The sequence below is a fragment of the Arthrobacter sp. zg-Y1219 genome (assembly GCF_030125545.1).
Taxonomy (GTDB): Bacteria; Actinomycetota; Actinomycetes; order Actinomycetales; family Micrococcaceae; genus Arthrobacter_B.
In genome coordinates this window covers 1-24,581 of sequence record NZ_JASKLY010000010.1, presented here as the reverse complement: position 1 = coordinate 24,581, position 24,581 = coordinate 1, and the positions used below count along the sequence as shown (strand labels likewise).

The window sequence follows — 24,581 nt, the reverse complement described above, 5'->3', positions numbered from 1 at the left end:
TGCAACCAGCCGGAAATTCCTCAAAGAGTAAGAGCGATACTCTGAATCGGTGCCTGCCGATTCCTTCAGCCTCAAGACCATAGCCGTCCCGGCATTCGGGCCCACCCTGCTGTATGGCCTGGCCACCGGCGCCATTCTGCCGGTCATCGCGCTGACCGCGCGGGACCTGGGCGCCACTGTGGCGCTGGCGGCACTGGTGATTACGCTGACCGGCATCGGATCCCTGCTGACCAACGTTCCGGCCACGGTGCTCACCACCCGGTTCGGGGAGAAGTGGGCGCTGGTCATCGCGGCGCTGTGGTGCGCCGCCGCCATGGCCACCGCAGCCCTGGCCCCGGTGCTCTGGCTCTTTGCCCTGGCCGTGTTCATGGTGGGCATGGCCGGGTCGGTGTTCGGCCTGGCGCGGCAGAGCTATCTGACCGAGGCCGTTCCGATCCACTACCGGGCCCGGGCGCTGTCCACGCTGGGCGGGGTGAACCGGATCGGCGTTTTCGCCGGGCCCTTCGCCGCCGCCGGCGCCATCCACATCGCCGGAACGCCCGGCGCCTACTGGGTGGGCGCCGCGGCGGCACTGCTGGCGGCCATCATCAGCCTGCAGGTCCCCGAACTCCGTGTCCCGGCAGACAGGATGCGGCACACCGCCGGCGGAAACCCTGCGGTGCCGGCGCCGCAGGCGCCGACGGTTCGCTCCGTCCTGGCCAGCCATGGCCGGGTGTTCCGGACCCTGGGTCTCGGCATCCTGCTGATCGCAGCGGTGCGGGCCTCGCGGCAGGCAGTGATTCCGCTCTGGGCCCAGCACATCGGCCTGGATCCCACGCAGACCGCTCTCATCTACGGGCTGTCCGGCGCGATCGACATGCTGATCTTCTATCCGGCGGGCAAGGTCATGGACCTGAAGGGCCGGCGCTGGGTGGCCGTGCCCTGCATGCTGACCATGGCGGCCGGACTGGCGCTGATGCCGCTGACGAGCGACGGCACGGGTTTGCTGCTGGTGTCCCTGATCCTGGGCTTCGGCAACGGAATCGGGTCCGGCATCGTGATGACGCTGGGCGCTGACTTCTCCCCGTCGCCGGGGCGCCCGCAGTTCCTGGGCATCTGGCGGCTGCTCGCCGACAGCGGCACCATGGCCGGGCCGGCGCTGCTCTCCGCGGTGACCGCCCTGGTCTCCCTCTCGGCCGGCATCGGTGCCACAGCGGTGCTGGGCGTGCTGGGTGCGGCGGCGTTGTGGCGGTGGGTGCCCAAGGGGCGGCCGGGCTACGGGCCGGTCAGCGGGCCCGAGGGTAAACCCGCCGGGCCGGTCAGCGGGTCCGATCTCCCGCCTGCATAGAGAACAGCCAGCAGGCCAGTGCGCTGAGCACGTACCCCACCCCGATGATCAGGCTCAACCCGGACCAGAAGTACAGCAGCATGGACTCGCTGCTGCCCAGCACCGTTGCTCCGCTGGTGGCATACAGGTAGGAGCCGACGGCAACCAGCAGCGCGAGCAGCCCCGGAATCGAGCAGAGCGCGGCGAACACCGGAACGCTGCCCCGGCCCTTCCCTCCGGCGGGCCAGTAGTTCCAGTCAGGCGTGGTCCGCAGCAGCACCAGCCCGCCGATCAGCGTCCAGGTGCCCACCACCAGGAAGGAGGCGACGACGTCGGCCGGGCGGTGCCACAGGTTGATGAACGTCGCCGCTCCGGCGAGCACCGCGTAGCTGCCGCCGAATGCCGCCACCGCCGGACGCCAGCGCGGAGATGCGAGCAGGAACACCACAGCGGCAGCGGAGGCCGCCAGGGTGGTGTGGCCCGAGGGCAGCGAATTGAAGTCCAGGGTGATGACGCCGCGGTCCGGGCGGTCGAAAAAGAACCGTTTGAGCAGTTGGCTGCTGATGTTGGCCGCAGCGAACGTGCTCAGCGCGACCACCGCAGGGGCCAGCCGCCGTCGGCGCACCGTGGTCACCAGCACGACCGCGCCGGCAATGAACACCGACAGCAGCGGCAGGCTGTCGAGGAATTCCAGGACCGGAACCCGGCTGCCGGGCATCACCAGCTCGGCTTCGCGCCAGGCTGATTCATCCGCGAGCTGGCCGGTGGTGGTGCGGACAAACGCCCAGTAGGTCACCGCGACAGCGGCCGCGCACAGCAGGGCACCGAACAGGAACACAGCAGCGTTGTGGGCAGGGCGGCGCTGGATCGGAGCACGGCTGTTCAGGAGATTGCGGGTATTCATCGCCTACTAGTCTGCCATTGGATCTTGGCACTTGGCTGAACGACCGCCGCGACCGGCCTTATGCGGCGGCGTGCACTGGCCGGGACTAGGCTGGCTGGGTGGCTATCCCTGATATTCCCCCGGTGACCGGGTTCCGTCCGGATCTCTCCGTCCTGCTCTCCGAGGCCCGCGTCGTCTCGGTGCCCATGCGGGTGGAGTTCCGCGGCATCCTGCACCGCGAGGTCCTGCTGCTGCCCGGCCCGGCCGGCTGGGGCGAGTTCTCCCCGTTCCCCGAGTACGACGACGACGAGGCCGCGCCCTGGCTTGCCGCCGCCCTGGAGGCGGCGGGGGAGGGGTACCCCGAGCCCGTCCGCACCACGGTGCCGGTCAACGGCACCGTGCCCGCCGTCGGCGTGGCCCAGGTCGAAGGCATCCTTTCCCGCTTCGGCGCGGTGTCAGCCGTGAAGGTGAAAGTGGCCCAGCGCGGCCAGACCGTCGCCGAGGACCTGGCCCGGGTGGCCGAGGTCCGCCGGTTGCTGCCCGACGCCGGGATCCGCGTGGATGCCAACGGCGGCTGGGACGTGCCCACCGCCGTCGCCGCCCTGGAAGCCCTGGCCGAGGCCGGGCTGGAATACGCCGAGCAGCCGGTGCCGGACATCGCCGGGCTGCGCGCGGTCCGGGAAGAACTCGCCCGCCGCGGCATTCCGGTCCTGATTGCCGCTGATGAGAGCGTGCGCAAGGAAACCGACCCGCTGCGGGTGGCGCGCGAGGACGCCGCGGATTTGATCGTGGTCAAGGTGGCGCCGCTGGGCGGAGTGCGCCGGGCCCTGGCCATCGTGGCCGCGGCCGGCCTGCCCGCCGTCGTCAGCTCGGCGCTGGATACCTCGGTGGGGATCCGTGCCGGCGTGGCGTTGGCCGCGTCGCTGCCCGAGCTGCCGTACGCCTGCGGGCTGGGCACGCTGTCGCTGATGACCGGCGACGTGACGGAGGAATCGCTGCTGCCCGACGGCGGAGCACTGGCGGTGCGCGAAGTGCCCGTGTCGGAGGAGCTGCTGGAGCGCTATGCCGCCGATGAAGACGTGACCCGATGGTGGCTGGACCGGCTGGCGCGGGTGTACGCGCAGCTGCCTGCGGTTCCGGGGGCTTCTGGCCTTCCCGGCGCCGCGCAGCAGTAGTTCGCCGCGGTTTCCCTGCCACTTTGGGATTCTGCTGCCGTTTTGGGATTCTGCTGCCCCTGCGGCGGGGGCGGCGCAAACCACAAAAGGCGCGGTTTTAGCGGTTCCCCCTCCCTGTTGGGCTTCCGGCCGCCGTGTGGGTATCCGCCTCCCACTGCGCAGTGGCAGCAGAATCCCAAAACGGTCGATTTTTCCCAGAAGGGAGGATTTCGGCTCGTCAGGTAGCGCGTTTGGTAGCCTCGCACCTACGAGAGCAGGTCCACGGCCGATCACGGGGGCGCAGAACCATGCAAGTGTTGCAGCTAAGTGTCATCGTTCTTATCGGGCTGAGCCTGGGCGTTGCGAGCAGCCCGGCGCGCATCCCGGACATGAAATGGATTCCCTGGCTGGGCTCTGCCGTCCTGACAGCCTGGAGCTATGCGGCCCTTCTGATTCTCTGGGAGATTTCCCTGGTCGAAGCCCTTCTCTTTCTGGTCGCCGTCTTTGGGGGATCGGTCCTTTGCGGAGGCAGGCTGTGGCAGCAACTTGGCCTGGAACCCGGACTTTCATACTGGGCATGGGTGAAGCGCGACTTCGTCCACACGCGGTACCTGCGCCGCCTATACCGGACCTCCAACGCGGGTCGTTAGCACGAGTTGGACGCGCGGCGGCCGGGCAGCGTTTCGCCCCTTTCGTTTTGACACAAAAGTACCGCGGCGCAACGATGGGGATTTCCACACAGGGAGGCAAATCGTGAAATATGCACTTTCCTTGGCGGTTTTGTTCCTTGCCGCCGGTGGCCTGGCCGCTTGGATCGTTGCGGACAATCTTCTGCTGGGTCTGGGAATGACGGCGCTGGCGCTGGTGCTGTGGGCCGGCGCGCCCAGCGTCCTTGGACGGGTGGGATCCGAAGCCGCCTCAGCCGGAGGAATCGATCCGCGGCAAGTTCGGGAATACCGTTCCAGCCATCCCGGCGCAACGATCGCTGACGGCATCCGCGCTACCGACCCGAGCCGCTGACAAGCTCAAGCGGCAGGACTGCTCAGAAGGCCCGCTCGGCGACGTTCACCCGGGTCGCGGAATCCAGGGCAGCCTTGACCCGGTCGGCCGGTGTCGGAGCGGGAACGGAGGACATCAGCTCCTGGTCGGGGGTGCTCTGATCCGCGAGATAGATGCGTGTGTAGCCTGCGGACTCAGGCTCAAACTTCCAGGAGTCGGCCAGCGTTCCGGCGTCCAGCGTGTCAAAGCCCAGCAGGTCAATGAGCGCGGCGGCTTCGGCCTTCAGGCGGGCATCGTCGGAGGCGATGGGCAGGGTGGTGCGATCCGGAGCACCGCTGGGGCGGGCCAGCAGGGGAATGTGATGCGCCAGGATGTTGCCGAACGCCTTGACGTAGCGCGCGCCGCCGAGCAGTTCCTGCACCAGTTCGCTCGTCGTTTTGCTTCCGTTGTCGAGCTCCGCGATGCGGCCGTCGCGGGAGGGGTAATAGTTGCTCGTATCCAGGACAATCTTGCCCTGCAGCAGTCCGGCCGGCAGATCCTCGACGGCGGCCAGCGGAATCGAAAGCACCACCGCATCACCAAGGCTGGCTGCCTCTTCGACAGTGCCGGCCTTCGCCAGCGGTCCGAGTTCGGCAACGAGCCCCTGCAGCGAGTCGACGCCGCGCGAGTTCGCGATGACCACGTTCATCCCCGCTGCAACGGCGAGCCGGGCAATTGCCGATCCGATGTTTCCGCTTCCGATGATTCCAAGCGTTGGCATTTCTCTTCCCTTCAACAAATGTTCAGTGGTCCGGGCGGTGCGCCGTGCCGGCGCGCGGCTCCCTTGGGTCAAACCTCCCGTTCCCCTGCAGAATTCCCTGCGGGGAGTCGTGCCGGAACGGACTCCCTGCCTGACATGTTCATCCGGCGTTCAACAATCATCCTTCTGCACGTCGCCTGGCACTGCGAGCGTGGGCAGCGACACAACCGCCGGAGGAAGGCCCGAACCCTTGTCGAACCTGTTGAACCCCGAACCCGCTGCCGCACCGACTGCCGCGCCGAATGCCGCACAACACCCCGCCCCAAACCCCGCACCGGCCAGCCCCGCCCCGCGGAAAAGGCTGCTGCCGATGCTGGGACACACCCGCGGCAAGCGCAGCGCGGTCACCTGCGCCCTGAAGTGCGACAACGCCTGCAGCAAAGCCGTGTGCAACACCTCCGCCAACAGCTACTTCCGGGACATCGTGTCGGCGGAGTTCTCCCGGCGCACCGCTTTGGGCGCCGGTGCGGCCGGGGTGCTGGGCGCGGCCGTGCTGGCCCTGAGCGGTCCGACGCCGACGGCGGCAGCGGCAGCGCCGTCGTCGGGCCGCGGAGCCAAGACCGCACGCCTGGGTTTTACGCCCATCGCTCCGGTGGACGCCGCGGTGGACAGCTTCGACGTCCCCGCGGGCTATGACTGGGAACCGCTGCTCCGCTGGGGTGATCCGCTGTTTGCGGATTCGCCGGAGTTCAGTTTCGGCGCGCAGAACGCCGCCGCGCAGGCCCGCCAGTTCGGCTACAACAATGACTATCTGGAAATCCTGCGCCAGCCGAACGGCAAAAAGGGCCTGCTCGTCTGCAACCACGAGTACGTGAACCCGGAAATCATGTTTCCGGCGGCTCCGGCCTCGGCCGCGGAGGAAGCGGAGCGGCGCAACATCTTCCGCAGCGCCGTCGGCATGTCAGTGGTGGAACTGGAACGCGGCTCGCGTGGCACGCCCTGGTCCTACGTCCGCGGCGCCCGGCTGAACCGCCGCATCACCCTGGACACCGTCTTCGAACTCACCGGACCGGCGGCCGGCTCCGACCTGCTGAAAACCGCAGCCGATCCGCAGGGCCGGTACGTGTCCGGCACGCTGGGCAACTGCGCCGGCGGCAGCACCCCGTGGGGCACGGTGCTCTCCGGCGAGGAAAACTTTAACGGCTTCTTCCGCACCGAGGGCAGCAGCGCGGAGGACAAGCGGTACGGGCTGGGCAGCCAGCCCACGGCGATGGGCTGGGAAAAGGAAGACCCGCGGTTTGACGCCCGCAGCCCGGAAACCCGGAACGAGCCCAACCGGTTCGGCTACATCGTGGAACTGGACCCGGAGGACCCGGCGTCGGTGCCGCGCAAGCACACCAGCCTGGGCCGGTTCAAGCACGAGGGCGCCAACGTCATCATCGCCCGCAACGGCAAGGCCGTGGCATACTCCGGCGACGACGAGCGCTTCGACTACCTCTACAAGTTCGTCTCCAAGAACAAGTACCGGAAGAACGACAAGCGCCACAACATGACGCTGCTGAGCGAAGGCGACCTGTATGTTGCCCGGTTCGCCGGCAACTCGCCGGCGGCCGAAATCGACGGCACGGGAGCCGTTCCGTCCGACGGCGGATTCGACGGGCGAGGCACCTGGCTGCCCCTTGTGGTGCGCGGCAAGTCGACGGTTGCCGGCATGAGCGTGGAGGAAGTGCTCGTCTACACCCGGCTGGCCGCTGACAAGGCCGGTGCCACCAAGATGGACCGCTGTGAAGACGTGGAGCCCAATCCCGCCACCGGGCGCGTCTATGTGGCCTGCACCAACAACTCCAACCGCGGTGTGGACGCGACGGCGCCCGCCGACGAGGCCAACCCGCGGCGGGAAAACCGCGACGGACACATCGTGGAAATCATGGAGGCCCGCGACGACGCAACGGCCACCGACTTCCGCTGGAACCTGCTGATGCTCTGCGGGGATCCGGCCCAGGGCGGCGCCACCTATTTCAGCGGCTATCCCCGGGACAAGGTCAGCCCCATTTCCTGCCCGGACAACCTGGCCTTCGATTCCGCCGGCAACCTCTGGATCTCCACCGACGGGGCGCCGTCGGGCATCGGCTACAACGACGGACTGTTCAAGGTCGGGCTTGCGGGGCGGGAACGCGGGAAGGTGGAACAGTTCCTGTCGGTCCCGCGCGACGGCGAAACCTGCGGGCCGGTGATCCACGATGAGGAATCCATGGTGTTCGTGGCCGTGCAGCACCCCGGGGAGGACGGCAGCTACGGCGCGCACACCTCCTACTTTCCGGATTACGTGCCCGACGGCGGGGCGCCGGCCCGCGGCGAAGTCCGGGCTCCGCGCCCGGCGGTGGTGCAGGTCTTCAGCCAGGACACCAATCCGGGGCGGCCGGGTCACAAGGGACGCGGCGGAAAGGGGCGCGGCGGAAAGGGCCGCGGTTAGGCCCGGCGCCGGACAAACCCGGAACGCCGGAGGGGCGGTGTGCCTTCGTCCCTCCGGCGCATAGGGTGTGGAGATGATTCCTCCTCCTACGGCCCGGCTCCGGTTCCGTGAAATGACCGCAGCGGACCTCGGGAACATGGCAGCGCTCCTTGGCGATCCCGCCGTCATGACCTACTACCCGGCGCCCAAGACCCGGGACGAAGCCCTGGGATGGATCGCCTGGAACGAGAAGAACTACACGGAACACGGCCACGGCCTGTGGATCGTGGAGAGCCTCGCCGGAACCTTCCTGGGTGACTGCGGCCTGACCTGGCAGGATGTCAACGGCCGGACGGAACTGGAGGTTGGCTACCATATGCGCGTCGACGTTCAAGGGCGGGGCTACGCCACGGAAGCGGCTGCGGCGTGCCGGGACCATGCCCGAGACGAGCTGCGGGTCCAAGAGCTGGTTGCCATCATTCATCCCGATAACGCCGCCTCCCGGCGCGTTGCCGAAAAAATCGGCCTCCGGGACGTGGAAGACGCCCTCCGTGCCGACGGCCGGCGGAAGGTGCTGGGAATCAGCTTCGGATAGGTTTCTCCCATGCCCACCTTTGACTCAGTGATCTTCGATGGCACGCTGGTGCACGATCCGCCGCTTCGTGAACGGGTCGCCGTCGCCGGCGCCAGGCTGGGCCGGCCGGAGTCGCCGGTCGAGAACCTGGTCCGGGGATAAGCCATGACCCCCGGCAACTACTACGCCACTCCCGAACTCGCGGCCGCCTACGACGCCGACAGCGAGGGCCGCCGCGACCTGGACTTCTACCTGGACCTGGCCGCCGGGCTGGGCGCAGCACGGATTGCCGACATCGGGGCCGGAACGGGTCTGCTGTGCAGCCTGCTGGCCGGCGAAGGGCACGAGGTAGTCGGCGTCGAGCCGGAACGCACCATGCTCTCCGTGGCGGAACGCCAGGAACATGGCGCCTCCGTTTCGTGGCTGCACGGAACGGCCGAAAAGCTGCCGGCAGATTGGGCGGACCTTGTCCTGATGACGGGCCACGTTGCCCAGTACTTCCTGGACGACGGGGCGTGGGCAGCAGGGGCGGCCCAGGCCGCGCGGGCCCTGAGGCCCGGCGGCCGCCTGGCTTTTGAAGTGCGCAATCCCGCGGCGGAAGCCTGGCGGAACTGGCAGACGGCGGGCAGCCGCCGCACCGCCCGGGGGACGGTCCGCACGGAAGTCCACCGTGACGGCGACCTGATAATCCACGTCGATTGCTGGGCCCAGGGCGCCCGCACCTGGACCACAACGGAAACCCTGAGGTTCCCCTCCCGGAAAGACATTCTGAGGGGGCTGGACTCGGCAGGGCTGACGGTGGACCGGACTTGGGGCGATTGGGACCGCAGTCCGGTAAACCCGAAGTCGCCGGAATGGATCTTCCTGACCCACCCGGTCTAGCCGCACCCCGCCGGTCTACACTGGGCACCCTCACCGTGACCCGCCGAGCCCGAGGAGCGCCCCATGCCCGACTACGGCCGCACACTGCTCTTCGGCGCCTTCCTCACCCCGGCCGCCGCGCCGCCGCACCGGGCCGTGGAGCTGACCGTAGCGGCCGAGGCTGCGGGACTGGATCTGGCCAGCTTCCAGGACCACCCGTACCAGCCGCGGTTCCTGGATACCTGGACCCTGCTCTCCTATGCCGCGGCCCGCACCGAGCGGATCATGCTGGCCACCAACGTGCTGAACCTGCCGCTCCGCCAGCCGGTGCTCGTGGCCCGCAGTGCGGCCAGCCTGGATCTGCTCAGCGGCGGCCGGTTCGAGCTCGGACTCGGCGCCGGAGCGTTCTGGGACGCGATCGTGGCGGTCGGCGGGCAGCGGCTGGAACCGGGCGAAGCGGTCACCGGGTTGGCGGAGGCGATCCGGATCATCCGCGGCGTCTGGGAGGCGTCGGACCGCAGTCCGCTGCGGGTGGACGGGCGCGTGCATCACGTCAACGGTGCCAAGCGCGGTCCGGCTCCGGCGCACGACGTCGGCATCTGGCTCGGTGCCTACAAGCCGCGCATGCTCCGGCTCACCGGGGAAACGGCTGACGGGTGGGTGCCCACGCTGGGATATCTGCCCGGCGGGCCGGCCGATCTGGCAGCGCTAAACGCCCGGATCGACGACGCCGCCACCGCAGCGGGCCGCGATCCCGCCGTCGTGCGCCGGCTGCTGAACTTCAGCGGCAGCTTCTCCGCTGCCGGCGGTGGATTGCTGCGGGGGCCGCCGGGCCAGTGGGCGCAGGAGCTGGCGCAGATCGCCCTGGAGCACGGCATTTCCGGCTTTCTTCTCGCCACCGACAACACCGAGGACCTGGACCGCTTCGGGCAGGAGGTGGCGCCGGAGGTTCGGGAGCTGGTTGCCGCTGCGCGGGGCGGGCTCCGAGTCGGAAAGTGAGCAGTCCAGTCAGGGGCCGACGAACTCTCCCGTGTAGGAATCAACCGTTCCTGCCTGGATGCCTTCGCACTGGGAAACCCCGCCGGGTGTCACGGGCACGTAGTTGAGGCAAAAAGCCTCGTAATAGGGCATTCCCTGCTGCCACGCGTTGTAGGCCTCGGCATGGGTGGCGAAGCGGAATCTGGTGGGACTTTCCTGCCAGGCGTTGCCGCCGTAATCCATCGGCACGTCGGGATAGTCCGGCGGCATGTAGGTTTGGGGATTCTTGTAGAAGTAACACATCTGCGTGTCTCCGGAGGTGAAGAATGTGTCCCGGTCGCAGTACTCATCCATGGAAATTTTCCCGTTGAGGACCGCGTACATGGCCTCTTCTGGCGTCATCTCCAGAGCCGACTTGGAGCGGTCGGAGGTGGGAGCCGGTGGGGTGCTTGGAGGTGGCGCAGTACTAGGGGCGGGGCTGGGCGCATCGGTTGAGGTTGGGCCCGGCGCCGATGAAGCCGTTGAATCAGGTGCTTCGGCTGTCCCATTGGGGTTGGTGGTACAGGCCGCCAGGCTGATACAGACAGCGGCTGCGGCGGCAGTCAATTTTGCGGTGGGTTTCATGACGATTCCTTCGTCAGAGGATAAGCCGGTACCCGTTTAAGGCTCGCCCTGTGTCACCTCCGGAAACAAGGCCTCGCCGAAACCCGTGCATCCGTGCCGACCGACCTGCCGTCGCGGCACCGCCAGCGGAAGCCTTCCCGCTCAGGCGAGCGAGAGGAAGAGCTTCTCCAGGTCCTTTTTGTCCATGCTGCCGTCCTTCTGGGTGAGGCACTGCTCCAGGCCCGTGGCGATGATGGCGAAACCGGCCCGGTCGAGCGCCTTCGAGACGGCGGCCAACTGCGTGACGATGTCCTTGCAGTCCTGGCCCTCCTCCAGCATCCGGGTGACAGCGGTCAGCTGGCCCTGCGCGCGCTTGAGCCGGTTGATCACCGGGGTGAGTTCGGTGGGATCGAGTTGCACGGACGTCTCCAAACGTAGGGTTCTTGCTCCCAAGGCTATACCCCACCCGGTGTTTTGACTACCCCCGGGGGTATCCGACATACTCGGTGGGGTATCCACCCAACGCCTTGTCCCGAGAGGACTCCCATGACTTCCGCTTTCCCCTCAGCTTCCGCACCGGCCGTTTCTCCGATCGATCCGCAGACCCTGCTCGACTGGCAGCAGGAGCCCGGCGACGTCGTCGTCCTCGATGTCCGCTCGGCCGCCGAGTTTGAATCCGTGCACATTGCAGGCTCCTACAACGTGCCGCTGCCGCTGCTCTCGGAGGACACGGCGGACTTCGCCGCACGACTCAGCGGCCGCATCGTGCTGGCCTGCCAGTCCGGCGTACGCGCCGAGCAGGCCCGGCAGCACCTGGCCGCCGCAGGCATCAGCACCGCCACCGTCCTTGCCGGGGGAGTGCCCGGATTCGCGGCAGCAGGCGGCGACGTCGTCCGCGGCAAGGCACGCTGGGACATGGAACGCCAGGTCCGGCTCGCTGCCGGCTCCCTCGTGCTCGTGGGCGTGCTCGGCGGCCGGTTCGTCACGCCCAAGCTCCGGTTGCTCGCCGGCGGCATCGGCACCGGCCTGACCTTCTCGGCCGCCACCAACACCTGCGCCATGGGCAAGGCCCTCTCGGTCATGCCGTGGAACAAGGCCGCCGCCGAGCCGACCCGCGCGGAAGCCGTCGCGCAGCTGCCCCAGTCATGACCTCCACGCTGATCATGGTGCTCGCCCTGTCGGTCCTGATCGGGTTGTCGCTGGGTGTACTCGGCGGCGGCGGGTCGATCCTGACCGTGCCGATCCTGGTCTACGTGGCCGGATTCGACGCCAAGGAGGCGATCGCCGCCTCACTGTTCGTCGTCGGCGTGACATCGGCGGTCAGCGTGGTCAGCCATGCCCGCAGCGGCCGGGTGATGTGGCGCACCGGGCTGCTGTTCGGCGCCGCCGGCATGGTCGGCGCCTTCGTCGGCGGGCTGCTGGGCGGCCGGATTCCCGGCGAGATCCTGATGATCGCCTTCGCGCTGATGATGGTTGCCACCTCGGTGGCCATGCTCCGCGGCCGGAAGAAGAAACCCGCCGCCCGCGGCTTCGACGACGACGGCGGCACCACCCCGGGCGACGGCGCCGGCCGGCGCGCCGAACTGCCGCTGGGGCGCGTGCTGCTGGACGGCGCCGTCGTCGGCCTGGTCACCGGCCTGGTCGGAGCCGGCGGCGGATTCCTCGTGGTTCCCGCCCTGGCCCTGCTCGGCGGACTGCCGATGTCAGTGGCTGTCGGCACCTCGCTGGTGGTCATCAGCATGAAGTCCTTCGCCGGCCTCGCCGGCTATCTCACCACGGTCCAGCTCGACTGGCCACTGATCCTGGCCGTGACGGCAGCGGCCATTGTCGGCTCCCTCATCGGCGCCAAACTCTCCGGCCGGATCCCCGAAGCGGCACTGCGCAAGGCGTTCGGCTGGTTTGTCCTGGGCATGGGCGCCTTCGTGCTCCTGCAGCAGGCGCCGGCGGATTTCCGCTGGATCCTTGCAGCCGCAGTGGCCGCGCTGGTGGCCGTCGCAGCAGCGGTTTGCTGGCTGTGCGTCCCGGCATGTCCGCTGCGTCGCAAACTTTTCCATCCTTAAAGGGAGACCCCCATGCTTATTGAACGCATTTATGACGAAGACCTGGCGCAGGCCAGCTACCTGATCGGCTGCCAGCGCAAGGGCGAGGCCATCGTCGTCGACGCCCGCCGCGACATCGCCGGCTACCAGGCGCTGGCCGCCGCCAACGGCATGAAAATCACTGCCGTCACCGAAACTCATATCCACGCCGATTTCCTTTCCGGCACCCGCGAACTGGCCGCGGCCACGGGCGCGGCCATCTATGTCTCCGGAGAGGGCGGCCCGGACTGGCAGTACGACTTCGACGGCGAACGCCTGCACGACGGCGACACCATCACGCTGGGCAATATTCGCGTTCAGGCCCTGCACACTCCCGGGCACACCCCGGAGCACCTCTCCTTCCTGGTTACCGACGGGGCGTTCAGCAACGAGGCCGGCTACCTGCTTTCCGGCGACTTTGTCTTCTCCGGCGATCTGGGCCGCCCGGATCTGCTGGACGAGGCAGCCGGCGGCGTCGACACCCGCTTTGAAGGCGCGAAGCAGCTGTTCGCCAGCCTGCGGGACAAGTTCCTGACCCTGCCCGACTTTGTCCAGGTGCACCCCGGGCACGGTGCCGGCAGCGCCTGCGGCAAGGCCCTCGGCGCCATCCCGTCCACCACTGTCGGGTACGAGCGCCGCTTCGCCTGGTGGGGTCCGTATCTGGCGGCCAATGACGAGCAGGGCTTCATCGGCGAACTGCTTGACGGCCAGCCCGACGCACACGCCTACTTCGGCCGGATGAAGCGCGAAAACCGCCACGGCCCGGCGATTCTGGGCGACCGCGCGCCGCTGCGCGAACTTCCGCCGGCCGACGTCGTCACCGGACTGGCCGCCGGAACGGTCACCTTCGTGGACACCCGGTCCCACGCCCAGGTCCACGACGGCACTGTGGCCGGCGCCCTGAACATCCCCGCCGGCAAGTCGGTGGCCAGCTTCGGCGCCTGGGCGGTGAATCCGGAAACGGATTCCAATCCCTTGGTGCTGCTCGCCGCGGACCGGGCCGCCGCGCAGGAGATGGCCGATCATCTGGTCCGCGTCGGCATCGACAAGGTGGCCGGCTACGTCACCGGCATCGAGGGCCTGCCCGCCTTCACCCCGCCGCTGATCCGGCCCGCCGAGCTCGCCGGGTTCAATGCCGCGCTGGTGCTGGATGTCCGCAATCGCACCGAGCACTCCGCCGGGCACATTCCGGGCTCCCGCCAGCTCAGCGGCGGCCGCGTCATGTGGCATTTGGATGAGCTGCCGGAATCCGGAACCATCGTGACCTACTGCCAAAGCGGACTCCGCAATTCAGTGGCCGCCAGTGCGCTGCGCCGTGCCGGGTACGACGTCGTCGAACTGGACGGCAGCTACGCCGCCTGGGCTGCCGAAATGGAGGACGCTGCGGCCAGCTAACGCTTCCGCTGCTTCGTCTGCATTCCTCTTATGAGCACTCCGCCGGTGTTCATCTCCGGCGCCGGAGCCCTGATCGCGGCTCAGCAAGGCTGACCCGGCGTCCGGTGCCCCGCCGGGAAAAATAGGTCCGGCCCGTGCTGAACACAGCTGCGAAAACTCGAAAGTCCCCCAACTTTCGCAATGTTCAGCGCGGGCCGGCGTTCCTGCGCTACATGATCGGAACATGTTCCAAACTACACTGGAGTGTGAAGCCGGACAAATTGGGGATTGCCGTGGATGAGCAGGTACGCGAAACAGCGAGAGCGGCGTTCAAGCGTCTTCAATTGCCCGCGCGCATAACTCTCGAGTCTTTGGTGGGGCACGTGGAGAAGATCCGCCGGCGCCGAATCGTGATTATCGAGAGTGAAAAGCTGACCGGCAAGAAAATCTGCGGCCTGTGGATTCCGCGGGAACACGTTGACGTGGTTTATCACGCCGTCACCAATGGAATTCTGCACCGCCAGCAGCTGATCCTCCACGAACTTTCACACATGATTCTGCGCCATGACGAATCCGCCGATGCCACCTGGCAGGGGATCAGGGTCTTTCAGGAGTTGTCGGGCGAGGTGGTGGCCAAGGCCCTGGCACGGGGCGATTTCCGCTCCGAGCTGGAGGTTGCCGCGGAACATCTGGCCGATCTCCTGGCGGCGGCACTCCGGGAATCCGATTCCGAAATTTTTAGGTATGAGGCGTACTTCGAATGATGAACCTTCTCGTCGCGGCCTTCATGTGGCTGCTGGTGCTGACGCTTTCGCTGCGCGCCCGTTCCCGCCCCGACAACACGATGCTCAAGGCCGCTGTGGTTATCGCGGCCTCGTTGACGACCAACATCGACGGCTTCTATCTGTGGGCAGCGGAGCGGTGGCCCTGGCCAAATGCCCTGGACCTGGCTTCCAATGTCCTGCTGATCGTGGGTGTCTACTATTTGTCGCGGGCTATCATCGCCGGGGCCAGGACCCGCGATGCCGACTGGAACAGGGGAGGGCTGCGGGCCTCGGGGGCCGCCCTGGTCACAATCACCGTGATGATCGTGAGCTTTGCGTTCATCGACAATCCCGAGCCCTCGACCAAGTTCATGCTGGACTACGGGGACCAGCCTGCCGCCGGCCTCTACTCGGCGATCCAGTACCTCTACATTTTCGCCGTCATGTCGGCAACGCTCGTTACCTGCGTTCGGAATGTGCCGCAGATGCGGCGGAAGCGCTTCCGGGTGGGCTTCCGAATGATTGGCTGGGGATGCGGCGTCGGTCTGCTTCTTTGCCTGTCCGTCATTGTCATGGACGTGACGCACGTGGCGGGGCAGGAAGGCATCATGCGGGGCGTCGGTGCCGTCTATGACGTGCTGTATCCGCTGACCGTCGTGCTGTTGTCCGCAGGCCTGGCGGTTCCGCCGCTGGGACGGATCCTGAGTGACGCCAGGATCCGGCGGCAAATCGGGGCCGTGGAGCCGCAGGTCACGGCGCTCTGGCTGGCCACCGTCGCCAAAACCCCCGCGGTCAGCCTGGTGGGAACCACCGCCCCGACCCTCAATGCCGGTCCTCAAAACACGCGGGAGGCCACCGACAGCCTTCATCGTCTGGTGATCGAAATCCACGACTGGATCAACGTCAACGGAGACTCCGCTGCGGGGCTTTCTCCGGCGGCGCTGGCCGCGCTGAAACAGGCGGAAGCTCTGTGCCTGCGGCAGAGAAAGGCGCTCTGATGGCCAGGGTCGGCCCGGCACTCGGCGTCGGCGTCGTCGTCGCTGCCCTGCCGGCGTTGGCCGGTCTGGCGCTCCGTGCCAAGGCAACTGATGCCGGCCGGAGTAAAAGACTGGTGCCGATTCGCGGGCACGGACGGTCCGCGGGGCGGGACTATCTGGAGTTCGATCCTGAGGGCTTCGCCTCCCATCCGGGGCGGTTGAGCATGCGCGCGGCGACCGGAGGCGAGCTGTTGGTTCTGAGCCCGGCCACTGCGGGGGACCCGCTGCGGCGGACCGTCGAGCGGGGCGACGCCGCCCGCGTCATCGCTGAGGGAGAGGGCCAGCTCAGCGGCCATCTGGGTGAGACCCCGGCCGATTTCGGTTTTCGCTACGAGGACGTGACCATCCAGGAGCTGCCGGCCTGGGTGATCCCCGCGCCCGAACCGACCGACGGCCCGCGAGACGCCGGGGACAGCGGAAACGCCGGCACTGGAGACGCCGGAACCGCCGGGGTGTGGGTCATTCACGTTCACGGGCTGGGGAGCTCGCGGAGCCAGTGCCTGCGCGGGGTGGAAGCCTTCGCCGGGTTGGGCTGCACATCGCTGCTGCCGTCCTACCGAACGTCGCTGGATGTCTCACCGGAACCGGGCCGCAGCCATCTCGGCGTCAGCGAGTGGAGGGACATCGAAGCGGCGAGGCGCTACGCATTGGCCCGCGGCGCGCGTCGGATTCTGTTTGTCGGGTGGTCATTGGGAGCCTCCATCGTGCTCCGCACCGTATCGCACGCGCGGGACGGCAGCACAGCCGGAGTCGTCCTGGTGTCGCCGGCACTGGATTGGCCGGCGATCCTTTCCGCCCAGCTGCAGCGCAACGGCGTTCCCAAGGTCCTCGCCAAATGGCTGCCGCACACCGTCAACCTGGTCCGCCGCAAAGGCGACCCCGTGATCCGGTGGAAAGAGATGCCCGGCACATCCATGCAAAATCATCCAGATATCCCTACTATGATTTTTCATGGCACTGATGACAATTCCGTGCCGGTCGAGCTCTCCCGAAGATTTGTGGCCAGGCAGAATCGCCCTGTTCAGTTGGTTGAGTTTGAAGGTGCCCATCACACCTTGGAGTGGAATGCCGCTCCGCAGTTGTGGAACCAGTCTGTTCGCACTTGGTGCCGTTCCCTTGGCCTGAACGCAAATGAAGACTTTATCGATCACATTTCGGAGGCGAAATAGTCCATGGCCGCTGAAAGCGCTGCCCAGCGCAACCTGAAAGAATCCCAGATCCTCGCCCGCAAGATCGATCTGCTGCTGGACGTGGTGGTGACGACCGAGGGAAAGCCCTACGAGTTTCAGGACATTCAGTCGGCCCTGGCCGAAAAGGGCGTAAAGCTCTCACGCACCCGCTGGCATCATATGAAGACCGGAGACGCGACGGTCCGGCAGCCGCCGGAAGTGGTGATCGCCCTGGCTGAGTTCTTCCAGGTGAATCCGGATTACCTGCTCAACTCCGACGGCGAAGTGCCGGAGCGGATCCAGCACGAGCTGGAACTGCTGGCATCCATGCGCCGGGCGAAGGTCAAGGAATTCGCCACCCGGACGCTAGCCGATGTGGACAACGAAACGCTGGATGCCATCGCCGCCCTCTTGGACGATTCACAGAAGTACTAAGCAGCGGACGACGGTGAAGCCTTCATGAGGGTGGCAGGTATTGCTCGGTCCTAGGCGCTCGGCAGGGTGAGGATCTCAGCGCCGTCGTCGGTGATGGCGATCGTGTGCTCGCTGTGGGCGGTCCGGCAGCCGGTGGCGCTTCGGAGCGTCCAGCCGTCCGCGTCGGTGATGAGCTCGTCGGTGTCCGCCATGACCCACGGTTCCAGTGCGAGCAGCAGCCCGGGGCGCAGCTTGTAGCCGCGGCCGGGCCGTCCGGTATTGGGGACGTGCGGGTCCTGATGCATCGTTGAGCCGATGCCGTGGCCGCCGAATTCGGTGTTGACCGGATATCCCGCCTCGGTGAGGACCGAGCCGATGGCAGCTGAGATGTCGCCGATCCGGGCGCCGGGCCGGGCAGCGGCGATCCCCGCGGCCAATGCGCGTTCGGTGGCCTTGATCATCGCGACGCTCTTCGAAGGTTTCGAGTCTCCAACGATGAAGCTGATCGCGGAATCTGCCGCAACTCCGCCTTTGGCGACGGCCAGGTCGAGGGTCAGCAGGTCGCCGTCGGCCAGCGGATAATTATGCGGCAGTCCGTGGAGGACGGCGTCGTTTACGGCAGTGCAGATGTAGTGGCCGAACGGACCGCGTCCGAAGGACGGCGCGTAGTCGACGTAGCAGGACTGCGCTCCCGCCTCGAGGATCATGTCCTTGACCCACCGATCGATGTCCAGAAGGTTTGTACCGACGGTGCTGCGGCTCTTCACCGTCTGCAGAATGTCGGCAACCAGGGTGCCCGTCACCCTCGCCCGGTCTATTTCGGTGGGGCTCATGATCTCGATCATGCGGCGCCTTTCTTTCGGGTAACCAACAAAGTAACCAATAACTATCCCGGCCATTCTCCACCATCGCCGCGATAGCCGATGTCCTTGGCCTCTCACTCGACGCGGTGTGGGTCGAGATCAACAGGCCCGAGTCAGTGGGGGCGCGGGCGGATGCCGGTGGCAGTGCGCGGGAACCGCTCGCATCCCAGGCGTAACTAGGTCCGCATCCGGGGCGCGAACCCGAGGGCAGCTGCCGCACTCACGCCCGCGGCAATAATGAATGCCGGGCCAAAGCCCAGTGCTTCGATGAGCTCGCCGGTCAGTGTTGACCCCACTGATTGGCCCAGGACGAGGCTGGTGAACAGGACCGAGGTCCCGGCGGCACCGCTGGGCGAAACCAGTGTTGCCCAGATAATGAGCACCGATGTTGCCGCCGTATAGGCAAGGCCGAAAAGCGCCGATGCGCCGAAGCTGAGAAGGGCACTCTGCGGCGCCACCGCGAAGGTGCCGGTGGCGGCGGCGAGGGCCAGCACTGTCACCCGCCAGCTGGCTCCAATGGTGCGACGAGCGAGCCAGGGCGCCGTCAGCACTGCAGCGGCTCCGCCAAAACCCAGGGCTATCCACGCCATAGCCGATGTTCCTGAGGACAAGCCGCCCTGCTGTTCAAGAAGTGTCCGGCCATGCACCCAAATGGCGGCGGAGCCCACCCCCGCGGCGAAGGCGGCGGCGATCGGGCGCCGGAGCGGCCTCAATCCTCCTTTTGAACGCTGCGGCGCGGAATCACCGTCGGAGCTGCCCGAAACGGCGTCGGCTCCGGAGGTGTCCGCCCGCAGCACAGCGATCATCGCCGCCAGCGTGAGCACGGCGATCAGCCCCCAGGCCAAACGCCAGGAGGTTCCGAAAGCCAGGGCGAGCGTTCCCGCCGCCACCACCCCGAACCCGGTTCCCGAGTTCACCACCGACTGGAACCGCTTCTGGTCCTCCGCCCTGATGTTGCGCTGGACCAGTTCCACGAGGGCGGGCGAGGCGAAGCCGGCTCCCAGGCCCGCAAGCAGAACGGCGACGACGAAGAAGGGCGTGGCGTGCGCGGCGGCGATGCCTGCACTGCCGAGGGCCGCCGTCGTGCCGGCCAACAGTGTCATGAGCCGCGGATGGCCGGGGGAGTACCGGGCGGCGGCGAGCGCTGACACGCAGTACAACACCGAAGTTCCCGAGGCCAGCAGGCCGCCGACGGAGGGCGTCAGGGCAAAGGTTGCCGAAAAGGCGGGAAGGAAGAGTCCGTATCCGAGCCTGGCCAGGCCGTAGGTTGCGGCGATGAGGGCGACGGCGCCCACCGCGAACAGCGGGCCCGCTTGCCGTCGCTGAGGCTGTAACGTGCGTTTCATTGAAACGAACGTTATAGCCTTGGGGGATGGATGTACAACTGAGTGCCCGTGAACGCCTTCTGGATGCGGCGGACGATCTTGCCTTCACCCAGGGGGTGGCGGCAACTCCGGTGGATGAAATTCTCAGGCGGGCGAACGTAGCTCCGGCCACTTTGTACTCGCATTTCGGGAACAAGGAAGGGCTTATTGTTCAGGCCCTGCAGCGCCGGCTGACCCGCTGGGACGAGGCGTGGCAGCAGGAAATCAGCGAGGCTCCGACGGCGGAGGGGAAACTTGTCGCGGTGCTGCCGGCCATCAAACGCTACCGGGCAGGCGCCAGCGCCGCACGGTGGTGCGCTTTCCTCGGCGTCGCGGCGGAATCAGCGCATCCGGGACACGCACTCCAGGAAACACTGTCCAGCGACACGCAGCTGCTGACCGCCCGGCTGCACGAGCTGGCCATTCCCGTGGTCGGGCACGACCGCGCTGCCGGCCTGGCCGGGCAGCTGGTCCTGATCTTCACCGGGGTGCTCGGCATGATCCTTCGCGGAACGGACACGGAGGCCGCCGTCGACATGGGGCTGCGGACCGCGGCTGCGGCAATCGGGGCTGCGGCCGGCCGGAACGGCTAGGGCAAGTCGCCCCGGCGGTGTGTCCGCCATGACTTTCGTCCGCGGGGAACGGCGAGCGCGAGAATGACGCTCATGACCGCGCCTGTGGCACCGAGCAACAAGGCGTAGCGGAATCCGCCGGAGGTCGGATCTCCGGTGCCCGAGGCGCTGGCCGAGTGGGCAAGCACGCCGGCAACGATCGCCGACGCGGTCGCCGTGCCGAGGGCGCGGACAAGTGTGTTGAGCCCGTTTGCGGCGGCTGTTTCGGTCACTGGGACGGCCTGCATGATGAGTGTCGGCATCGCGGCGTAACCGAGCCCGATGCCGACGCCGACCACCGCCATGACGAGGCCGACTGTCCAGTCCGTGGTCGGTGCGAGCAAGGCGATGAGGTAGGCCGCGGTCAGCACCACGCTCCCGACGACCAGGAGAGGCTGAGGCCCGAGACGGTCGATGATGCCGCCGGCAATCGGCGACATGGCGAGCATGGCGAGTCCGGAGGGCATCAGGATGAGACCGGCCGCGAGCAGCGGGAGTCCGAGACCACCCGAGGCGGCAGGAAGCGTGAGGATCTGCGGAAAAGCGATACTCGGAACGAACATTGCAAAGCCCATTGCCGCGGATGCAATGTTCGTCATGAGAACGGGGCGTTGAAGGCTCACCCGCACATCTACGAGCGGATCGGACCTGCGCCACTGGTGCCAGGTCCAGGCACCCAAGAAGAATGCGGCAGCACCGGCGCAGCCGAGGGCCCACGGAGAGGTCCATCCCCATACGTTGCCCTGCGACAGAAAAAGCAGCAGGGCGGTCAGCCAGGCGGCAAGTCCCGCCGCTCCGACGACGTCCACGCGGCCGCCTTTTCCAGGTTGGCTCTGCGGCAGGAACAGGGCACAGAGGGTAAGGGTCACGGCGCCCAAGGCGGTAGACACGATGAACAGCAGATGCCAGTCGCCCACTGAGGTGATGAAGGCTGCCACGGGCAACCCGACGGCGGATCCCACGCCCATGGTGGCGCTGACCAGTGCGATCGCTGATCCCAGCCGAGCGGCGGGAACGGTGTCGCGCAGGAGGGCAATGCCGATCGGGATCACGCCCATGCCCATGCCCTGAAGCGCCCGCCCCAGGATCATCGGCACGATGCTGAAGGAGAATGCGCACAACAGGGATCCGGCCACGAGCAGGCTGAGCAACGTGAGGATGATTCGGCGCTTACCAAACATGTCACCCAGCCGGCCCGAGATGGGCGTGCAGACGCAAGAGACGAGGATCGTGATTGTAATGACCCAGGCGGTTTCGGCCCGTGACGCTCCCAGCAGTTCGGGCAGCTCCGCTTGAATCGGGATGAGGATCGAGTGCATAAACGCGCCGACCAGGCCGGCCAGACTCAGGATCCCCACAACCAGACCGGTCGGGGCCTTCCGGGGCAGGAGGGTTGTTGCAGTCCCGTCCTCGCCCCTCGCTCGACGCCCGCGCCAGAGCTCGGCTCGAGAGGGCGCTGTTCGAGTCTGGTTCACGGGATCTTTATATCACGGAACAATAATTTGGTTCATGAAGTTAATGAACCTGGCCCCCGGTGGAGAGAGGCTTCGCGTGGTCTCTTGTGGGCCGCCGTCGGGCTTGTTAGCATCCGCACCCGAACAAACTTTTGTCGCTCGGAACAAAGCTTTGCTCTGAACAGCAAGCCCGGCCTTTCCGGTCGGGCCATTTTGTGTCCCTCAATGGCGAAGGAATTCAAATGAGCACGCTCGATTCCACCGCGGGAGTCCCGATGTCCGGGCCGCGCCGCACCCCAACCGATGGATGGACAAAGAGCATGGTCTTGACGACCTTGCTGCTTGCCCTCACCCTGGAAGCGGTCGCCATTGGCGCGATCATGATCTCGGTCGCCCTACCGAGCATTCTCCAGGAGTTCCCTACCGACCAGGGCGGCTGGCTGCCTTCGGCCTACTATCTGGCCGGTGCCGTTGCCGCACCGCTGCTCGGAAAGTGCGCCGATCTCTATGGCAAGAAGCGCGTGCTCCTGATCACGATGGCCATCTCGGGCCTCGGCACGGTCATCTGTGTGCTGGCTCCGACGTTCGGCGTTCTCATCCTGGGCCGCGTGTTCCAAGGCGTGATCCTCGCGACGCTGTCGCTGACCTACTCGCTCATCCGCGACATCTTTCCGCCCAAGCCTGCAGCTTTCGCGGCCAGCCTGACGGTCACCGGCATGGGATTCTTCAGTATCCTCACTCCGATCCTCATCGGCTGGCTCATCGCCCAGTTCGGCTGGCGGGGCATGTTCATGTTCGACGTCGTCTGGACGTTCGGCATGCTGCTGCTCGTGGCGCTCTTTGTTCCTGAATCCCAGCTGCGCAAGAACGCGCGCCCCGACGTTATCGGAGCCTTTCTCCTCGCCTTTGGCGTCGCCGGCATGCTCATCTACGTGAGCGTCGGCCGCAGCTACGGCTGGGGATCCTCACTCGCGCTGTCCTTCCTCATCGGGGGTGCGGTCCTGTTCGCCGCTGCGCTTTTCCGCTCACGCCGCGTCGAGGAACCGATCATCAACGTCAGCCTGTTCGCACGTCGGGCAGTCATCTTCGCCGCTGTCCTCGGTGGTGTTGGTTATGCCATGTCGGCCACGATCGGCCAGCTCATCCCGTTGCTCGCGCTCACCCAGCGCGACGACGGCGTCACCTATGGTCTTGGCATCACAACCGTCCAGTACGCACAGATCGAAACCCCCAAGGCGCTCATGGCCGCCCTTGCCGGCCTCGTTCTCGGATGGCTAGTTGCCCGTGGTCGATCGCCCCGCATGTTCATGGTGCTCGGCATCATGCTGTGGGGGTGTGCCGCGATTCTGCTGGCCACGATCAACGACACTCAGGGCCTGCTCACGATCGGTGCCCTCGTTGCCGGCCTGGCCGGCGGTATGGTCAACGCGTCGCTGCCCAACGTCGTCATCCAGGCGTCGCCTGCGGGCGACCAAGCCTCTGTCGCCGGCACCGTGCAACTGGTGCAGACAGGCCTGGGCGCCATCGCCCCGGTCGTCATGTTCACGCTGATGGCGCCGTACATCGGGCAAACCCCGGCGGGCGGCATCGTCTACGGCGAACAGGGATTCCACACCTGGCTGTACGGATCCGCGGGACTGATCGTGATCCTCCTCGTGCTTGCGGGCACCGTGTTGCGTCCGCGCCCCGGTGAGGTGCAGACGCTCGAACAGCAGGCGGCGACAGCGGCAGCGGTGAAGGCTGAATCCGACCAGCGGCTCGTCGGAGACCGCGACTAGGGGACTAGGGCAAGTCGACCCGGCGGTGCGCAAAGTCCAAAACGCAGGTGCCGCGGGCGGCTTCCACCCGAGCCCAGCCTCCGATCGGAAGCGTGAACATCGGGCTGGTGTGTCCAAAGTCGAGGTTCGCCACCACGGGTTTGCCGGCCAGCACCGGGAACTTCGCGATGAGTGCCTCCAGCTGCTCGCGGGTGATCTCCGAAGCCTGCTGAAACCTGCCGATGGCCAGAGCAGCGATCTGCTCGGCGCCGGGCTGCTGCAGCAGGCTGGCCAGCTGGCGTGCGAACTCGTGCACGTCCGCACCGGAGTCTTCCTCCGCGAAGACCACGGAGCCGGCCAGCTCGGGCATCAGCCCGGTGCCGGCCAGCAGGTTGAACGTGCACAGGTTGCCGCCGATCACCACCCCGGCGGCCTCACCCTCCCGGAGCACCCAGGGACCGTCCGCGTCCCGCACCGTCCGTGCGTCCTGGTCCATGAACCACAGGTCGTCGGTATACGTTTCCGAGGGCTCGATGCTCCAGCGCTCGCCGCCGGTGGCCGCGCTGAACCATGAACCCGTGGGCTCGAAATGGTCGCGCATTCCGAAAGAGGACCAGTGCGGGCCAACATAGGTCAACAGTCCGGTCTTGGCGTGGACGGCGTTCGCCAGCACCGTGAAGTCGGAGTAACCGCAGAATACCTTCGGATTCGCCGCGATCAGTTCCCAGTCCAGATAGGGCAACAGCTCGTTGGCGTTGAAGCCGCCGATCACGCTGAGGATGCCGTTCACCTGGGGATCGGCAAAGGCAGCGTGCAGGTCAGCGACGCGCGATGCGATGGGAGCACTGAGGAAATCGTCGTGCGCCTCGATGTGGACGCCGAACTCCAGGGCAAAGCCCAACTGCTCCATCCGCTGATTGATCCACGCGGTGTTGTCGTACTCCATCACGAAGGTTCGTGAGCAGCTCGGGGCAATTGCCCGCAGCGTGTCCCCGGCCTTCAGCCGGGCGGGAACGATGGTCTGCCGGGTCGAGGATTCTGTCATGCCCCCAACCTAGCGCCCTTGTACGGCAGACCGTGGAAGCGGGACCGCGGGGCGCCCCGGGGGGCCCAACGGGGCGGGGCCCCCCACCGAGGGCCCCGACAA

Annotated in this window: 26 protein-coding genes; 18 read left to right on the top strand and 8 right to left on the bottom strand. The window is 67.0% G+C overall.

Features of this window, described 5'->3' with window-relative positions; genetic code table 11:
• Window positions 1–49 precede the first annotated feature (49 nt).
• Complete coding sequence (locus tag QNO00_RS06425; RefSeq protein ID WP_229964736.1) at window positions 50–1,327, top strand: MFS transporter; 1,278 nt, start codon at window positions 50–52, stop codon at window positions 1,325–1,327.
• On the opposite strand, the gene QNO00_RS06420 is transcribed toward QNO00_RS06425, so the two are convergent.
• Complete coding sequence (locus QNO00_RS06420) at window positions 1,299–2,210, bottom strand: phosphatase PAP2 family protein (protein WP_229964737.1); 912 nt, start codon at window positions 2,208–2,210, stop codon at window positions 1,299–1,301. The genes QNO00_RS06425 and QNO00_RS06420 overlap by 29 nt on opposite strands.
• Window positions 2,211–2,314: 104 nt before the next feature.
• Here QNO00_RS06420 and QNO00_RS06415 point away from each other — a divergent pair, with 104 nt between their 5' ends.
• The 3 genes from QNO00_RS06415 to QNO00_RS06405 all read left to right on the top strand — a co-directional run bounded on the left by QNO00_RS06415 (window position 2,315) and on the right by QNO00_RS06405 (window position 4,363).
• On the top strand, window positions 2,315–3,364 hold the full coding sequence (locus QNO00_RS06415) for an o-succinylbenzoate synthase (RefSeq protein WP_502863180.1): 1,050 nt from the start codon (window positions 2,315–2,317) through the stop codon (window positions 3,362–3,364).
• 293 nt (window positions 3,365–3,657) lie between these two features.
• Window positions 3,658–3,993 (top strand): hypothetical protein, encoded by a 336-nt coding sequence (locus QNO00_RS06410; protein WP_284023990.1) that lies wholly within the window; start codon window positions 3,658–3,660, stop codon window positions 3,991–3,993.
• A gap of 103 nt (window positions 3,994–4,096) precedes the next feature.
• Window positions 4,097–4,363 carry a hypothetical protein gene (locus QNO00_RS06405; protein WP_284023989.1) on the top strand — a complete coding sequence of 89 codons (267 nt, stop codon included), beginning with the start codon at window positions 4,097–4,099 and terminating at the stop codon, window positions 4,361–4,363.
• Between the two features lie 22 nt (window positions 4,364–4,385).
• Here the strand turns inward: QNO00_RS06405 and QNO00_RS06400 are convergent, their stop codons facing one another.
• The gene (locus QNO00_RS06400; protein ID WP_229964740.1) at window positions 4,386–5,102 is read right to left on the bottom strand and encodes an NADPH-dependent F420 reductase; all 717 of its coding nucleotides are present in this window, start codon (window positions 5,100–5,102) and stop codon (window positions 4,386–4,388) included.
• 349 nt (window positions 5,103–5,451) lie between these two features.
• Between QNO00_RS06400 and QNO00_RS06395 the strand changes: the two genes are divergently transcribed.
• The 5 genes from QNO00_RS06395 (at window position 5,452) to QNO00_RS06375 (ending at window position 9,967) form a co-directional block, all read left to right on the top strand.
• The gene (locus tag QNO00_RS06395; RefSeq protein ID WP_229964741.1) at window positions 5,452–7,554 is read left to right on the top strand and encodes a PhoX family protein; all 2,103 of its coding nucleotides are present in this window, start codon (window positions 5,452–5,454) and stop codon (window positions 7,552–7,554) included.
• A gap of 73 nt (window positions 7,555–7,627) precedes the next feature.
• Window positions 7,628–8,128 carry a GNAT family N-acetyltransferase gene (locus QNO00_RS06390; RefSeq protein ID WP_284023988.1) on the top strand — a complete coding sequence of 167 codons (501 nt, stop codon included), beginning with the start codon at window positions 7,628–7,630 and terminating at the stop codon, window positions 8,126–8,128.
• 9 nt (window positions 8,129–8,137) lie between these two features.
• A complete protein-coding gene (locus QNO00_RS06385) occupies window positions 8,138–8,269 on the top strand; it encodes a hypothetical protein (protein WP_284023986.1) in 132 nt (43 codons plus the stop codon).
• Between the two features lie 3 nt (window positions 8,270–8,272).
• Window positions 8,273–8,989 carry a class I SAM-dependent methyltransferase gene (locus tag QNO00_RS06380; RefSeq protein ID WP_284023985.1) on the top strand — a complete coding sequence of 239 codons (717 nt, stop codon included), beginning with the start codon at window positions 8,273–8,275 and terminating at the stop codon, window positions 8,987–8,989.
• Window positions 8,990–9,052: 63 nt separating this feature from the next.
• Window positions 9,053–9,967: an LLM class flavin-dependent oxidoreductase gene (locus QNO00_RS06375; protein ID WP_284023984.1), complete on the top strand. Its 915-nt coding sequence runs from the start codon at window positions 9,053–9,055 to the stop codon at window positions 9,965–9,967.
• Between the two features lie 9 nt (window positions 9,968–9,976).
• On the opposite strand, the gene QNO00_RS06370 is transcribed toward QNO00_RS06375, so the two are convergent.
• Together QNO00_RS06370 and QNO00_RS06365 are read right to left on the bottom strand one after the other, a co-directional pair.
• The gene (locus tag QNO00_RS06370) at window positions 9,977–10,348 is read right to left on the bottom strand and encodes a hypothetical protein (protein ID WP_284023983.1); all 372 of its coding nucleotides are present in this window, start codon (window positions 10,346–10,348) and stop codon (window positions 9,977–9,979) included.
• 363 nt (window positions 10,349–10,711) lie between these two features.
• Window positions 10,712–10,969: a metal-sensitive transcriptional regulator gene (locus tag QNO00_RS06365; protein ID WP_284023982.1), complete on the bottom strand. Its 258-nt coding sequence runs from the start codon at window positions 10,967–10,969 to the stop codon at window positions 10,712–10,714.
• Between the two features lie 126 nt (window positions 10,970–11,095).
• Between QNO00_RS06365 and QNO00_RS06360 the strand changes: the two genes are divergently transcribed.
• The 7 genes from QNO00_RS06360 to QNO00_RS06330 all read left to right on the top strand — a co-directional run bounded on the left by QNO00_RS06360 (window position 11,096) and on the right by QNO00_RS06330 (window position 17,406).
• Window positions 11,096–11,698 (top strand): rhodanese-like domain-containing protein, encoded by a 603-nt coding sequence (locus tag QNO00_RS06360; protein ID WP_284023981.1) that lies wholly within the window; start codon window positions 11,096–11,098, stop codon window positions 11,696–11,698.
• Entirely contained in the window at window positions 11,695–12,609 is a 915-nt protein-coding gene (locus QNO00_RS06355; RefSeq protein WP_284023980.1) for a sulfite exporter TauE/SafE family protein, read from the top strand. The genes QNO00_RS06360 and QNO00_RS06355 overlap by 4 nt, the downstream gene beginning before the upstream one ends.
• A 12-nt stretch (window positions 12,610–12,621) precedes the next feature.
• Window positions 12,622–14,022 (top strand): MBL fold metallo-hydrolase, encoded by a 1,401-nt coding sequence (locus tag QNO00_RS06350; RefSeq protein WP_284023979.1) that lies wholly within the window; start codon window positions 12,622–12,624, stop codon window positions 14,020–14,022.
• A gap of 134 nt (window positions 14,023–14,156) precedes the next feature.
• Window positions 14,157–14,765: a hypothetical protein gene (locus QNO00_RS06345; RefSeq protein WP_284023978.1), complete on the top strand. Its 609-nt coding sequence runs from the start codon at window positions 14,157–14,159 to the stop codon at window positions 14,763–14,765.
• Complete coding sequence (locus tag QNO00_RS06340; protein ID WP_284023977.1) at window positions 14,762–15,763, top strand: hypothetical protein; 1,002 nt, start codon at window positions 14,762–14,764, stop codon at window positions 15,761–15,763. The genes QNO00_RS06345 and QNO00_RS06340 overlap by 4 nt, the downstream gene beginning before the upstream one ends.
• Window positions 15,763–16,971, top strand: a complete 1,209-nt coding sequence (locus tag QNO00_RS06335) for an alpha/beta hydrolase (protein ID WP_284023976.1) — start codon at window positions 15,763–15,765, stop codon at window positions 16,969–16,971. The genes QNO00_RS06340 and QNO00_RS06335 overlap by 1 nt, the downstream gene beginning before the upstream one ends.
• 3 nt (window positions 16,972–16,974) lie before the next feature.
• Entirely contained in the window at window positions 16,975–17,406 is a 432-nt protein-coding gene (locus tag QNO00_RS06330; RefSeq protein WP_229964754.1) for a helix-turn-helix domain-containing protein, read from the top strand.
• Between the two features lie 50 nt (window positions 17,407–17,456).
• On the opposite strand, the gene map is transcribed toward QNO00_RS06330, so the two are convergent.
• Together map and QNO00_RS06315 are read right to left on the bottom strand one after the other, a co-directional pair.
• Entirely contained in the window at window positions 17,457–18,230 is a 774-nt protein-coding gene (map, locus tag QNO00_RS06325; protein ID WP_284023975.1) for a type I methionyl aminopeptidase, read from the bottom strand.
• A gap of 194 nt (window positions 18,231–18,424) precedes the next feature.
• On the bottom strand, window positions 18,425–19,594 hold the full coding sequence (locus QNO00_RS06315) for an MFS transporter (protein ID WP_284023974.1): 1,170 nt from the start codon (window positions 19,592–19,594) through the stop codon (window positions 18,425–18,427).
• Window positions 19,595–19,620: 26 nt separating this feature from the next.
• On the opposite strand from QNO00_RS06315, the gene QNO00_RS06310 reads away from it, so the two are divergent.
• On the top strand, window positions 19,621–20,205 hold the full coding sequence (locus QNO00_RS06310; RefSeq protein ID WP_284023973.1) for a TetR/AcrR family transcriptional regulator: 585 nt from the start codon (window positions 19,621–19,623) through the stop codon (window positions 20,203–20,205).
• Here QNO00_RS06310 and QNO00_RS06305 read toward each other — a convergent pair.
• Window positions 20,202–21,698 carry an MFS transporter gene (locus tag QNO00_RS06305; RefSeq protein WP_284023972.1) on the bottom strand — a complete coding sequence of 499 codons (1,497 nt, stop codon included), beginning with the start codon at window positions 21,696–21,698 and terminating at the stop codon, window positions 20,202–20,204. The genes QNO00_RS06310 and QNO00_RS06305 overlap by 4 nt on opposite strands.
• 221 nt (window positions 21,699–21,919) lie before the next feature.
• Between QNO00_RS06305 and QNO00_RS06300 the strand changes: the two genes are divergently transcribed.
• Window positions 21,920–23,455, top strand: coding sequence for an MFS transporter (locus QNO00_RS06300; protein ID WP_284023971.1), 1,536 nt, complete (start codon window positions 21,920–21,922; stop codon window positions 23,453–23,455).
• 4 nt (window positions 23,456–23,459) lie between these two features.
• On the opposite strand, the gene QNO00_RS06295 is transcribed toward QNO00_RS06300, so the two are convergent.
• On the bottom strand, window positions 23,460–24,479 hold the full coding sequence (locus QNO00_RS06295; protein ID WP_284023970.1) for a S66 peptidase family protein: 1,020 nt from the start codon (window positions 24,477–24,479) through the stop codon (window positions 23,460–23,462).
• Between the last annotated feature and the right edge of the window lie 102 nt (window positions 24,480–24,581).